At 61.5% G+C, this 12837-nt stretch carries 11 protein-coding genes; 6 read left to right on the top strand and 5 right to left on the bottom strand.

Annotation, left to right across the window (positions count from 1 at the left end; translation table 11 throughout):
* Window positions 1–144 precede the first annotated feature (144 nt).
* The 3 genes from dnaQ to RUW20_RS09270 are packed head-to-tail and all read right to left on the bottom strand — an operon-like array spanning window position 145 to window position 2122.
* The gene (gene dnaQ, locus RUW20_RS09280; protein ID WP_313951916.1) at window positions 145–864 is read right to left on the bottom strand and encodes a DNA polymerase III subunit epsilon; all 720 of its coding nucleotides are present in this window, start codon (window positions 862–864) and stop codon (window positions 145–147) included.
* A 60-nt stretch (window positions 865–924) separates the two neighbouring features.
* A complete protein-coding gene (rnhA, locus tag RUW20_RS09275; RefSeq protein WP_313951915.1) occupies window positions 925–1407 on the bottom strand; it encodes a ribonuclease HI in 483 nt (160 codons plus the stop codon).
* On the bottom strand, window positions 1400–2122 hold the full coding sequence (locus RUW20_RS09270; RefSeq protein WP_313951914.1) for a class I SAM-dependent methyltransferase: 723 nt from the start codon (window positions 2120–2122) through the stop codon (window positions 1400–1402). Before RUW20_RS09270 ends, rnhA begins: the two co-directional genes overlap by 8 nt.
* A gap of 27 nt (window positions 2123–2149) precedes the next feature.
* On the opposite strand from RUW20_RS09270, the gene gloB reads away from it, so the two are divergent.
* Window positions 2150–2911 (top strand): hydroxyacylglutathione hydrolase, encoded by a 762-nt coding sequence (gloB, locus tag RUW20_RS09265; RefSeq protein ID WP_313951913.1) that lies wholly within the window; start codon window positions 2150–2152, stop codon window positions 2909–2911.
* 139 nt (window positions 2912–3050) lie between these two features.
* Here the strand turns inward: gloB and RUW20_RS09260 are convergent, their stop codons facing one another.
* The gene (locus tag RUW20_RS09260) at window positions 3051–3290 is read right to left on the bottom strand and encodes a hypothetical protein (RefSeq protein ID WP_313951920.1); all 240 of its coding nucleotides are present in this window, start codon (window positions 3288–3290) and stop codon (window positions 3051–3053) included.
* Here RUW20_RS09260 and RUW20_RS09255 point away from each other — a divergent pair.
* From RUW20_RS09255 to RUW20_RS09240, 4 genes are all read left to right on the top strand, one after another.
* Entirely contained in the window at window positions 3181–6489 is a 3309-nt protein-coding gene (locus RUW20_RS09255) for a DUF748 domain-containing protein (protein ID WP_313951919.1), read from the top strand. The genes RUW20_RS09260 and RUW20_RS09255 overlap by 110 nt on opposite strands.
* A 57-nt stretch (window positions 6490–6546) precedes the next feature.
* The gene (locus tag RUW20_RS09250; RefSeq protein WP_313951912.1) at window positions 6547–7893 is read left to right on the top strand and encodes a DNA recombination protein RmuC; all 1347 of its coding nucleotides are present in this window, start codon (window positions 6547–6549) and stop codon (window positions 7891–7893) included.
* Entirely contained in the window at window positions 7890–8330 is a 441-nt protein-coding gene (locus RUW20_RS09245) for a DUF3293 domain-containing protein (protein ID WP_313951911.1), read from the top strand. Before RUW20_RS09250 ends, RUW20_RS09245 begins: the two co-directional genes overlap by 4 nt.
* Window positions 8331–8421: 91 nt before the next feature.
* The gene (locus tag RUW20_RS09240; RefSeq protein WP_313951910.1) at window positions 8422–10842 is read left to right on the top strand and encodes a protein kinase domain-containing protein; all 2421 of its coding nucleotides are present in this window, start codon (window positions 8422–8424) and stop codon (window positions 10840–10842) included.
* A gap of 63 nt (window positions 10843–10905) precedes the next feature.
* Here the strand turns inward: RUW20_RS09240 and RUW20_RS09235 are convergent, their stop codons facing one another.
* Window positions 10906–11700 carry an outer membrane protein assembly factor BamD gene (locus tag RUW20_RS09235; protein ID WP_313951909.1) on the bottom strand — a complete coding sequence of 265 codons (795 nt, stop codon included), beginning with the start codon at window positions 11698–11700 and terminating at the stop codon, window positions 10906–10908.
* 1 nt (window position 11701) lies between these two features.
* On the opposite strand from RUW20_RS09235, the gene rluD reads away from it, so the two are divergent.
* The coding region (rluD, locus tag RUW20_RS09230) for a 23S rRNA pseudouridine(1911/1915/1917) synthase RluD (RefSeq protein WP_313951908.1) at window positions 11702–12837 on the top strand (1136 nt) is incomplete at its 3' end.

The raw sequence follows: 12837 nt of genomic DNA, 5'->3' as shown, positions 1-12837 counted from the left end.
TTAGGTCAATTCACGGTTGCAGTGGCGGCGCGGCCGGCGCTGCGTGCGTCGTGCTCAGTGCTGGGAAAAGCGGGGAAAACAGCGCTGCGACGTGCAGAAGGCGAGCCGGCAGCACGGAGACCGGGGTGCTGGGGTGGGCGCGAATCAGCCGTTGGTGTCGGATCGGAGCCACTGGCACTTGCCCTTGCTTACCTCCTGGATGGTTGTCAGTATCTTCTCGTGCACCTCGAGTTCTTCCGGGCTGGCGCGCCTGACGTGCTGCGTCTTGCGATCACCTGTAGGCGGCAGGCTTCCTGCGGCCTTGAGCCGGCTGGCGTTATCGTCACCGAGATCCATGATCAGGCTTTCCTGTCCGCGGGTCATCGCGAGATAGACCTCGGCGAGGATTTCGGCATCGAGCAGGGCGCCATGGAGCGTTCGGTGCGAGTTGTTGACGCCATAGCGTTCGCATAGCGCGTTGAGGTTGTTCTTCTTGCCAGGGTGCAGGTCCTTGGCCATGCGCAGCGTGTCGCGGACGGCGTGACAAACGGTGTCGACCGGTGCCATATCGAGCAGGGCCAGTTCGGCGTTGAGGAATCCGACGTCGAACGCGGCGTTGTGGATGACCAGTTCAGCGCCACGCACGAAATCGAGGAACTCCGCTGCCACGTCGGCAAAGTGTGGCTTGTCGAGCAAGAACTCGCGACTGATGCCGTGCACCGACATGGCGCCGGCGTCGATATCCCGCTCCGGGTTCAGATAGCGGTGGAAGTGCCGATTGGTCAGACGCCGATTGCCCATTTCCACGCAACCAATTTCGATGATGCGATGGCCGAGTTTGTGCTCCAGGCCGGTCGTGTCAGTATCGAGAAAGATCTGGCGCATGGGGTTTCCTTGGTTGGCGGTTATGGTGGGTTGCCGGATGTGCGGTATCGGTTTCTGCCGTCAAGGACTACTTGCTGGACTCGGGCGGGCAGTACGGGCGGTTTGCAGTTCGTCCATAGCGCGGTTGGCCAAGTCATCGGCGCGCTCGTTGCCGACGTGTCCGGCATGCCCCTTGACCCAGAACCACTTGATCTGGTGTTTGGCGGCGACTGCATCGAGACGTTGCCAGAGGTCTGCGTTCTTCACCGGCTTCTTGTCAGAGGTGCGCCAGCCATTGCGCTTCCACTTGTGGATCCACTCACTGATTCCTTTTTGCAGATACTGCGAGTCGGTATGAAGGTGGACCGTCGCCGGTCTGGTGAGCGCTTCGAGGGCGCAAATTGCGGCAGTCAGCTCCATCCGGTTGTTGGTGGTATCGGCTTCTCCGCCCCACAGTTCCTTTTCCCGATCCCCCGCTTGAAGGACTGCACCCCAGCCACCGGGCCCGGGGTTGCCACGGCAGCCGCCGTCGGCGTGGATGGTAATGACTTGCTGATCATTCATGCGCTGCACTTTCCTTTTCGCTGACCACGGACAGCGCCTTACGAGGGGAAGCCTTCTGTTTCCAGTTCGGCATGATCAAGCGCATGCTATGCACGCGCTTGACCGCCCGCAGGACGTAGACGCCGCCGGCAAAGCTCCACCAGCGGTTGCCGGTGGTTTCGATGAAGTGCCAACGCTTCAGCCAGCGTTCATTCTTGAAGGGTGGCGCGTAACAGCCGAAGCTGCAGGCCTCGGCCTCGAAACCGAGCAATTGAAGCCAGTCCTTGAGACGCGGGACGGAAAGATAGTGCCCGTCCCAGGGGAAGTGGGGCGGGCAGTTCGGGAGCCGGCGACGCAGACCCCAGATCGAGATCGGGTTGAAGCCGACAATGATCACTTCGCCTTCGGGAATCAGTACGCGCTCGACTTCACGCAGAATCTGGTGCGGATCGTCGTGGAATTCCAGGACATGTGCCATCACCGCCAGATCGATGCTGTGGGCGGCGAAGGGGAGTTGGCGCAGGTCGCAGCGGACATCGACCTTGCCCGAGTCGTGGGCCACCTGCCGTAGCGGGATGCGGTTTTGAGCGAGCAGGTCGCGTTGCGGCAGCCCCAGCTGGATCGCGTTGTAGCCAAATACATCGGCCACGGCCGCGTCGATGGTGGCCTGTTCCCAAGCCATGACGTAGCGCCCTTGCGGCGTTTGCAGCCAGTCGTCGAGGCCAGCATTTGACATTTTCCGCAATTCTTCCAAAATCGAGCGATGTTCGACGTCATCCGCATTCCTGCATTCAAGGATAACTACATCTGGTTGTTGCGCAAAGGTGCGTCCGCCGCCGTGGTTGATCCTGGCGACGCGCCCCCCGTTCTCGAGGTGCTCGACCGCGAAGGTCTGTCGTTGTCCACCATTCTGGTGACCCACCACCATGCCGATCATCAGGGCGGGGTAAGCGGTCTGTTGGCGCACTATCAGGCGGAGGTGTTCGGTCCGGCCACCGAGTCGATCACCGGTCTCACCAGGCCTTTACGTGGTGGAGAGACGATTCGCCCCGCGTTCGGCGATGTCGAGCTTCAGGTAATCGCGGTTCCCGGGCACACGCTCGGGCACATCGCCTATTATGGCTCAGGCTGCCTGTTCTGTGGCGATACCCTGTTCGCCGGCGGTTGTGGTCGCTTGTTCGAAGGGAGCGCTGCGCAGATGGCCGATTCGCTGGGGCGATTGGCGGCGTTGCCTGAGCAAACGGCGGTCTATTGCGCCCACGAATACACCGAGGCGAATCTGCGCTTCGCGCTGGCGGTAGAGCCAGGCAATCGCCGCCTGCAAAGGCGCGTCCACGAAGTGGCTGTGGCGCGCGCCAAGGGCTGGGCGACGGTACCCTCGACGATCGCGGTCGAGAAGGCCAGCAATCCGTTCTTGCGCTGCACCGAGCCGGAAGTGGTGGCATCGGCACGGCGCCGAGCGCCTGACGCCGCTGACGATGTCGCGGTATTTGCCGCGCTGCGCGAGTGGAAGAACAGCTTCTGAGCTTGCCTTCACGCGGTCCACTGTCCTGCGTCGCTCTCTTCGGCATCCTGCCCGACAGCAGCTGCTGACTGCCAGCTGCCGTCGGTTGCCTCGATCCTGGGTCATCAAAGATCGGCCCGCTTGGGCGGCAACGGGATGTTCATGCTAAATTCAGCGCTCCACCAGCCAGCTTGCGGCCTGTTTCCATGACTGAAGTGACCGAACCACCGAAGGCGAATGCTGCCGTTGCCGCAAGAAAGTACGGACTGCGCGTCGCGCTGGCCTTACTCGTGTTCAGCGTTCTCGGCTTTTTCGCGCTGCCGCCTTTCGTCAAGTCGACGCTGAGCACGAAGCTTTCAGAAGCTTTGAGCCGACCGGTGGCGATCGAAAGCGTGAGCATCAACCCGTTCACGCTGACGGTGCAGGTTGCCGGTCTCGTGATTCAGGAGAAGGGCGGCGGCGAAACCCTGGCAGGATTTGAGCGACTGGACATCAATGCCGAGTGGAGTTCGCTCTGGCGCCGAGGGCCGGTGATCAGCGAGCTGAAAGTGGTGGCTCCGACGTTCAGACTCGTTCGTCTGGCTGATGGTGGCTTCAACGTCTCTGATCTGATCGACGAGTTCACGGCGACGCCCGCGTCGGAAGATCCTACCCCCGTTTTTTCGCTCAACAACATCCAGATCACCGGCGGCAAGCTCGAATTCGATGATCAGATGCGTGCTGACAAGCACGTCATCAGCGAGATCGATCTCAGCTTGCCATCCATTTCCAGCTTGCCACAGGCTGTTGCGATCTTCGTCGAACCGAGTTTCTCGGCGTCGATCGACGGTTCGCCGCTGCGTGCCCAGGGCCGGAGCAAGCCTTTCGACCATTCGCTGGAAAGCGAGCTGACGTTCGATCTTCGTCAGGTACAAGTAGCCAAATATATCGACTACCTGCCTTTCAAGTTGCCGATCAAGGTCATTTCCGGCGCTCTCGACACTGAATTGAAACTGGCCTTTCAGCGGCACGATGAGGATCGGTCGACGCTCGTACTCTCGGGCAAGCTCGCCCTCAAGGAGGTGTTGGTCAAGGACACCGCGGGTGCTCCCCTGTTCTCCGTGCAGGCGCTGGATGTGGCGCTTGAAACCATTGATCCGCTCAATGGAAAGTATGCGATCGAACGGATCTCGGTCGACTCGCCCGAGATCCATGCCCGGGTAACTCCGCAGGGAACGATCAACTGGGCCGACTTCTTCCGCAACGAGCCGGCTGGCCGTGGATCGCCTGCGCCAGCGCCAGCGGCTGGCAAGAACGAGAAATCCGCGCCACTTGAGTGGTCTCTGGCTGAAGCGAAGATCACCGGCGGCGCGCTGCGCTGGCTAGACGAGTCGCATGGCGAACCGTTTAACGCCAGCGTCGACGGACTCGCCGTGAGCTTGAAGAAGTTCGACAGCAAAGGTGGCGCGCCCGCCGAGTTCGATCTCGCATTTGGCATGGAAGCCGGCCAATGGGTCAAGCTCGATGCCTTCTCGGTAAAGGGCGGACGGCTCGATCTGGCCAAGCGTGAAGTCTTCATCGACCAGGTGACGTCCCGCGGCGCCAAGCTGCTGATCCGGCGGCTGGCCGACGGTAGCGTCGAGTTTGTCAAGACGCCGGCTCTGCGCGCCGTCGAGGCCTCGCAGAGCGATTCGTCCACACCGTGGAAACTGACCGTTGGCAAGTACCGCGGAGAAGATCTTGGTCTGCGCGTCGAAGATGCGGCCATGTCGCCAGTCGTGGTGCACACTATCGATGAAATGAATGTCGAAGCCGAGAACCTGTCGACCGGGTCCGGCACGACTGCCAAGGTCGCGACGCGTTTCAGAGTCAACAAGAAGGGCGAGGCCGAGGTCGGCGGAACGGTGCAGATTTTCCCGCTCAATTCCGACCTCAAGATCTCTCTCAAGAAGCTGGAACTGGTGCCGCTGCAACCCTACTTCACCGAACGGTTGAACGTCGTACTGACCGGTGGTCAGGTGAGCTTGAGCGGCGATGTTCGCTTGCAACAGCTGGCGGAAAGCGCGGCTGAGGCTGGCAAGCTGGCGGGAGGATTCTCCGGGCAGCTGGCGGTTGGCGGCTTCTCGGCGGTCGCCAAGGTCGATTCCTCCGACTTTCTGAACTGGAAGTCATTGGCCATGGGCCACGTCGACCTGCGGCTGAATCCGAATTCGGTGTCGATCGGGGAGGTGGGGCTGACCGATTTCTTTGCCCGTGCTGTGATCAATCCGCAGGGCCAGCTGAACCTTTTGCACATCGTCAGGCAGGCTGACGCGCGACCGGTTGCAGTCGTGCCGAAGGCCGCGGAGCCGGCGGCTTCCGTGGTCTCCGCGGAAGGCAAGGCCGTCGCGCCGGTGCCTGTCGGCAGGCAGCCGCGGCTGCCGATAAAGATCGGGAAGATCACCCTGCAGGGGGGCGACATCAAGTTCAGCGACAATTTCATCAAGCCAAACTACTCGGCGAATCTGAACAAGATCGGCGGTGCCATCAGCGGCATGTCATCTGCCGCCGACAGTGTTGCCACGCTCGACCTGCGCGGCAGTTACGACGATATAGCGCCACTCAAGGTGATGGGCCAATTCAACCCATTGATAGCGGCACCCTATCTGGACTTGCAGGCCGACGTCAAAGGAATCGAGATGACCGCGCTCTCGCCGTACTCGGGCAAGTACGCTGGCTACGCGATCGACAAGGGCAAGTTGTCGCTGTTTGTAAAGTACAAGATCGAGAACAACCAGCTGACCGCCGAAAATCGAGTTTTTCTCGATCAACTGACTTTCGGTGATCGCGTGGACAGCCCGGAGGCAACCAAGCTGCCCGTGAGCCTCGCCGTTGCCCTGCTCAAGAACGCGAAGGGTGAAATCGACATCAACCTGCCGGTCGCCGGTTCGCTGGACGACCCCGAATTCAGTATTGGCGGGCTGCTGGGTAGTCTGGTCGGCAACCTTCTGCTGAAGGCCGTCACCTCACCCTTTGCCTTGCTGGGGTCGATCTTTGGTGGTGGTGAGGAGTTGTCGAACGTCGAATTCGACTTCGGGCAGGCGGCTATCACGCCACCCGCGCAGCAGCGCCTCGAAAGTCTGAGCAAGGCCTTGCTGGATCGTCCCGCACTCAAGCTTGAAATCGAAGGGTTTGCCGACCCGGAAAACGATCCGGAGGGCCTGAAACGCGATCGCCTGAACAGGAAGCTGCAGACGCTGAAATCCGGGGTGCTGAAAAAGAAAGAGGCACAAAGCTCGACGGCGGATGTGGTCGAGATCAATGCCAAGGAGTACCCCGACCTGCTGGAGCGCGTCTACCGCGCCGAGGACTTCGAGAAGCCACGCAACATGGTCGGGATGGTGAAGACATTGCCGGTTGATGAAATGGAGAAGCTGCTTCTGGCCAACTCTGTCCTTGAGGAGAGCGATCTGCGCGAACTGGCCAATCGGCGGGCAAAAGTAGTGCGCGACTGGCTGCTCGCGCATCAGATTCCGGCCGAGCGCCTGTTTCTGTTACCACCCAAGGTCGGCAAGCCGGGTGGCAAGTCGGATTCGTCCGTCGTGGCCGGGGGGAACCGGGTTGTCTTCTCGCTGGAGTAGGGCTCACCTACGCTTCCATTGCAGGTCACGGCAGTGCTTGGTTGGAAACAGGCGCCCATGAGTGAAGCTTTGCTGTACGCAGCGACATCGATCGGCGTAGTGGTGGGGGTCCTCCAGGTCGTCCTGCTGGTGCATGTCGGCACGGCAAAAGGTCTGATCGGTGTTCGTTTGCGCGACCTGCAAGGAGGGCTCGAGCGACTCGAACGCGAGTTGCGTGAAGAGATGTCACTGGGGCGGCAAGAGTCGGCCAGTGCCGCGCGCGGTGATCGGGAGGAGCAATCGCTGTCCCTGACCCGTCTGTCGCAGACCCTCGCTGCACAGTTGGCGCAACTCGGCCGGCTGCAGGCGCAGCAGCTTGAATCCTTTGCCCAGCAACTGGCGCGCCTGACCAACAGTAATGAGCAGCGCTTCGAGCAGTTGCGTCTGGCGCTGGAAGCGCGGCTAGGGGCGATGCAGGCGGACAATGCCGGCAAGCTCGAAGAGATGCGCCGGACGGTCGACGAGAAACTGCACGCGACGCTCGAGCAGCGTCTTGGCGAGTCGTTCAAACTGGTCAGCGAGCGTCTGGAGCAGGTCCATCGAGGGCTGGGCGAGATGCAGACGCTGGCCGCCGGAGTCGGTGACCTGAAGAAGGTCCTGACCAACGTCAAGACCCGCGGTAGCTGGGGTGAGGTCCAGCTGGGGGCCTTGCTGGAGCAGTTGCTGACCGCCGAACAATATGCGAAGAACGTGGCGACGCGGCCTGATTCACAGGATCGCGTCGAGTTCGCCATTCGTTTGCCGGGTCGTGCGGTCGCTGACGGGGAGCAGCGGCCGGTGTGGTTGCCGATCGATGCAAAGTTCCCGCTGGAGGACTATCAGCGCCTTCTGGAAGCGCAGGAGCGGTCTGACCCGGTGGCGCTCGAGGCGTCGATCAAGGCGCTTGAAGTGCGCTTGCGCGACGAGGCGCGGAAGATACTCGACAAGTACGTCGAACCGCCCTACACGACTGATTTCGCCATTCTTTACCTGCCGACCGAGGGTTTGTACGCGGAGGCGCTGCGGCGGCCGGGGCTCGCCGACGCCTTGCAGCGCGATCTGCGGATCTGCATTGCCGGGCCGACGACCCTGGCGGCGTTGCTCAACAGTCTGCAGATGGGTTTCCGCACCCTGGCCATCGAGCGCCGATCATCGGAAGTCTGGGCGGTTCTTGCCGCGATCAAGACGGACTTCGGCAAGTTCGGAGAAATCCTTGAAGCGACGCACAGGAAACTCGAGCAGGCCAGCAGGAGTATTGAATCAGCCGGCGTAAGGACGCGCCAGATCGAGCGAAAGCTGCGGGTTGTCGAAGCTCTGCCGGCCAGCGAGGCACGGCTACGATTGGGCGATCTCGACGAGTTCCGGCCGCCGGGTGGCGAGGCGTGAGCAGCTCGATGATCGATGCCGCCTTCCGGGCGACCACCTATCGGGTGAGCACTCCCGTGGGTGACTTCGCTTTGCGTATCGACCGCGCCGATGCGCCTTTCGATGACTTTCTCTCTCGGCAGCCGCTTGTCGCCGCACAGCACGGCGCAAGCACGGGTATTTGCTGGGGGGTCGTCACCGCATACAACCCCGGAACCCTATTGCCTGACGACGACAACCACCGTCGCCAACAACGCTTGTGCGAGCAGATCATGGCGTCGGGTTGGCTATTCTTCCCCGCCTGCAATCTGGCGGACGACGGCGCTTGGCCGGAGGAGCCGAGCTATCTCTTGCTGCACGTGGATGAGGAGCAGATGGCTGTGCTGGGTCGCGAGTTCTGCCAACGCGCCGTCGTTTGTGGGCGAACGGGATTGGCGCCGAGATTGCTGTGGTTGTGATGACGGGATTTTCTGGTGGCTGCATCTCTGCAAGGGTAACCCGTCCGGGAAGCGCCCGTGGAATATCTGTTTGCGAGGCTGATCGAAAATTGTGAGCACGCGCGTTGGACGTTTCGAGATTATTCGCGAGCTTGGTCGAGGCGCCCAGAGCATCGTCTATCTTGCGCGCGATCCGCACCTGCAACGGCAGGTGGCGATCAAGACGCTTCATCTCGCGCGCTCCGATCCGCAACAGAAGCGGCAATTGCTGGAGGAGGCGCGGATGGTCAGCCAGTTGCGCCACCCGAACATCGTTCCGATTTTCGAGGCCGCCGAGGAGCAAGGCGACATCTACCTTGTTTTCCAGTATGTGCCGGGCAGCAACCTGACGGAGCACTTGCAGCGCAGTGGCCGACTGCCGCCGGAAAAGGCGATCGCGATCATGCAACCGATCCTCGATGCGGTCGGGCACGCGCATGCTGCGGGAATTATCCATCGTGATCTCAAGCCAAGCAACATTCTGATCGACGACGATGGCGTACCGCGGGTGATGGACTTTGGTATTGCCACCCGTACCACGGGGGTGACCGGGGATGGCGAGCAGTGGGCTGGCACGCCGGCGTACATGGCGCCGGAGTACATTGCACAGCGGACCAGCGACGAAAGGACAGACATCTTTTCCGCCGGCCTGGTGCTGTACGAGTTGCTCTGCGGACAACGCGCGGTTCGGGGTAGCGACATCCAGCAGGTAATGAACCAGATTGTCGGCGCGGATATCCGCTTGCCGCAAGAAGCAAGCGGTTCGCTCGACGAGCGGCTGGTAGCCCTTCTCTACCGCGCGCTGGCGCGCGACCCGGTCAACCGCTACGCTTCAGCCGCGCAGATGCGCGAGGCCCTCGACGACTACCTTGAGCCCGCGAGTCCAGCGCAGCCGGCGGCAGATAGCAGGCAGAGCACGATCGAGTTTCTCCTGCGGCGTATGCGCCACAAAAGCGATTTTCCGGCGCTATCGGACTCGGTCGGCGCGATCAACAGGATCACTGCTTCGGAAAAGCAGAGCATTTCGGAACTCTCGAACACCATCCTCAAGGATTTTTCGCTGACCAACAAGATCCTGCGCATGGTGAACTCGGTGCACTACCGTCAGGCCGGTGGCGGGACGATTAGCACCGTATCGCGGGCGGTGGTCGTTCTCGGCTTCGACGCGGTGCGCAGCATTGCCATCACGGTGATGCTCTTCGAGCATCTGCAGAACAAGGACAACGCCAATGAGCTCAAGGACGAATTCCTGCGCGCCAATCTGGCGGGTGTTCTGGCCAAGGATATCGGCAGCACGACAGCGGCGCGAGCGGATATCGAACAGGGCTTCATCTGCTCGATGTTCCACAACCTGGGGCGCCTGCTGAGCCAGTATTACTTCCCTGAAGAAGGGGCGGAGATACGGCGGGTGATGCAGCAGAAGAATTGCTCCGAAGAAGCTGCGGCGCTGCAGGTTCTCGGTCTGTCGTTCGAGGATCTTGGTGTCGGCATTGCTCAGAGCTGGGGCTTTCCCAGGCTGATCGTCAACAGCATGCGCAAGTTGCCGGCCGGGAATATCCGCCGTCCGGTCAACATTGAAGACCGCTTGCGCGTGCTCGCCGCGTTGTCGAACGAGCTGTGCGCCGTTGTCGCGGACGCAGAACCCGAACAGCAACAGAAGGAACTGCGCAAGATCGTGGCGCGTTTCGGTGACGTCATCACCCTCGACGAGCAGGGGCTGCGAAGAACGCTGGAGAAGGCATTCCAGCAGATGGCGCAGTTCGCCGGGATCATTCACCTCAATCTGCAGCAGACTCACCTTGGCAGGCAGATCAGAGCTTGGGGAGGTGAGCCGGCCGGTCCGTCGCCAGCGGTGACGGCCCCGATCCAGGAGGAGGATGACCTGGCGGGCACTACGCTGCTCGCGGACGCCATTCCGGAAGCGGCTGCGCGCGACCTGCTGTCAGATGGCGGCGAGCTTAGTCCTGCTGACGCGGCAGGCGCCGCCGAGAGCGTTCTTCTGGCCGGTATTCAGGACGTCAGCAATGCGCTGATCAGCGAGTTCAAGCTCAACGATGTGCTGCGTATCATCCTGGAGACCATCTACCGGGCGAAGAGCTTCAAGAGGGTCATCCTGTGCATCCGGGACGGGCGCAGCAACTCGATGCTCGGGCGTTTCGGTTTTGGTCCCGATGCCTCCGAGATTGCCAAGCGCTTCAGGTTTTCACTGGTCTTTAGTGCGGATATTTTTCACGCCGCTCTCGCCAACGGCGTCGACGTCCTGATCAGCGATACCGGCGATGCGAAGATCTCGACCCGCATCCCGACGTGGTTTCGCCAGGCGGTGAGCGCCGAAACCTTCCTGCTTTTTCCGCTCTGCGTCAAGGGCAGCCCGGTGGCCATGATCTACGCGGATCGCGAACACGCTGGTGATATTGTCATCTCCGAGAAAGAGCTGTCCTTGCTGCGAACCTTGCGCAATCAGGCGGTTCTGGCGATCAAGCAGTCGCTCTGAAAGCGGCGTGGCGACGCCGCAGTCGCCGACGAGGAAGCAGTCGCTGGTCGGAGGCGCTGCGGCTTACCAGAGCTTCCACCAGGGTTCCTGGCGGTCGAGGCCACGAAGATAGTAGTCGCTGTCGGGATAATTCTTGCGCATGATGCGCTCGGCGTCGTCGCGCAAATCGTTCAGACCGAGTGCATCGTAGGCCTTGACCATGATGAATAGAGCCTCCTCGGTGGAAGGCGTGTCGGGATAGTTGATCACGGCGTACTGGGCACGGTTTGCCGCCGCCAGATAAGCGCCACGTTTCATGTAGTAGCGGCCAACATGCAGTTCGAGCCGGGCCAGCGCGTTGACCAGGTACTTCATGCGCAGGAGCGCGTCCGGCGTGTACTTGCTGTCCGGAAAGCGGGTAACCAGATCCTTGAACGAGTCGAATGATTCGCGTGCGCCCTTCGGGTCACGTTCGGTCATGTCCTGGTTGCTGATCGAGCCGAGTAGACCCAGATCTTCGTTGAAGTTGACCAGGCCACGCAGGTAATACACGTAGTCAACGTTTGGGTGGTTGGGATGCAGCTTGATGAAGCGGTCGCAGGCGGCGATTGCCGAAGCTGTCTCCTGGTCTTTCCAGTAGGCATAGGCGATCTCAATCTGCGCTTGCTGGGCGAAGCGACCATAAGGATAACGCGACTCGAGCTTCTCGAAGTACTTGATGGCCTTGGTGTAGGAGCCACTATTGAGCGCGTCCTTGGCCTCCGCATACAGCTTGTTGGCCGACCAGCCGATGGTTTCGTCCTTGGTGTCCGGAAACAGCCCACAGCCAGCGACGAGTGAGGCGAGGAAAAGCGCTGCGATAACCGCTAAACTACGCATGATGAAAAACCCACAGAAAAAGAAAGCACCGGCGCAGGCGGAGGCGGAGGTCTTGAGCCAGCACCACGGGCTGGTCGATTATAGCGCAAACCCCCGAATCACCCTGAGCGTACCCATCGATTGCAGCGGTCAACGGGTGGACCAGATTCTTGCCCGTTTGCTGTCGCAGCATTCGCGTAGCCGGCTGCAGAACTGGATACGCGAGGGGCGGGTTGTTGTCGGTGGAGAGCTCGTCATCGAGCCCCGGCGCAAGCTCTGGGCTGGCGAAACCATCGAACTCGCCGAGGCGCCCAACGAACGCGCCGAGGCGTCGGCGCCGGAGAATATCCCCTTGCAGGTGGTATACGAGGATGAGCTCTTGATGGTTGTCGACAAGCCGGCCGGTTTGGTGGTCCACCCGGGGAGCGGGAACTGGAGCGGGACTCTGCTCAATGCCTTGTTGCACCACGCCCCTCAACTCGACGAGGTGCCGCGGGCGGGCATCGTGCATCGGCTCGACAAGGATACCAGTGGCCTGATGGTCGTCGCCAAGACGCTCGAGGCACAGACCAATCTGGTCAGGCAACTGCAGGCGCGGACGGTCAAGCGCTGTTACCAGGCCCTGGCGCGGGGCGTTGTCGAGCGCCAGGGTACCGTCGACGCACCGATTGGCCGGCATCCGACACTGCGTACCAAAATGGCGGTGGTGCAAACCGGCAAGCCGGCGCGGACGCACTATCGGGTGTTGCAGCGCTTCCTGGTCTGTACGCTGATCGAATGCGCTCTGGAAACCGGCCGTACCCACCAGATTCGCGTGCACATGGCTTCAGTCGGGCACCCGCTGGTTGGTGACCCGGCCTACGGAGGCGGTCCCAGCCGCGTGCCGCGCGGCCCGGACTTCCCGCGTCAGGCCCTGCATGCGTGCCGTCTGGCGCTGGCTCACCCGGGCACCGGCAAAGCGATGCTATGGCGGTCGAGCGTGCCCGATGATATGGCGAAGCTGATCGAGACGCTGCGGCTGGAAGCGGCGGAGTACGGTCGCCTACATGATCGCTGCGAAGAGGACGAGGACGACTGGGAGGAGGGGCCGAACGGTGGTCCGGTTCTTATCGTTGCCGCTGCCGACGATCCTGACGATGGGGACGACTCTGACGATGG

Source organism: Accumulibacter sp. (assembly GCF_032229525.1).
Classification (GTDB): domain Bacteria; phylum Pseudomonadota; class Gammaproteobacteria; order Burkholderiales; family Rhodocyclaceae; genus Accumulibacter.
The sequence above is the reverse complement of the archived record's forward strand: the minus strand, read 5'-3'. Positions and strand labels throughout refer to the sequence as shown.

Bases quoted from the DNA above. Each gene is read 5' to 3' on its own strand.
- dnaQ (WP_313951916.1), bottom strand. From the start codon at position 864: ATGCGCCAGATCTTTCTCGATACTGACACGACCGGCCTGGAGCACAAA.
- rnhA (WP_313951915.1), bottom strand. From the start codon at position 1,407: ATGAATGATCAGCAAGTCATTACCATCCACGCCGACGGCGGCTGCCGT.
- RUW20_RS09270 (WP_313951914.1), bottom strand. From the start codon at position 2,122: ATGTCAAATGCTGGCCTCGACGACTGGCTGCAAACGCCGCAAGGGCGC.
- gloB (WP_313951913.1), top strand. From the start codon at position 2,150: ATGTTCGACGTCATCCGCATTCCTGCATTCAAGGATAACTACATCTGG.
- RUW20_RS09260 (WP_313951920.1), bottom strand. From the start codon at position 3,290: ATGCTCACGCTTTCGATCGCCACCGGTCGGCTCAAAGCTTCTGAAAGC.
- RUW20_RS09250 (WP_313951912.1), top strand. From the start codon at position 6,547: ATGAGTGAAGCTTTGCTGTACGCAGCGACATCGATCGGCGTAGTGGTG.
- RUW20_RS09235 (WP_313951909.1), bottom strand. From the start codon at position 11,700: ATGCGTAGTTTAGCGGTTATCGCAGCGCTTTTCCTCGCCTCACTCGTC.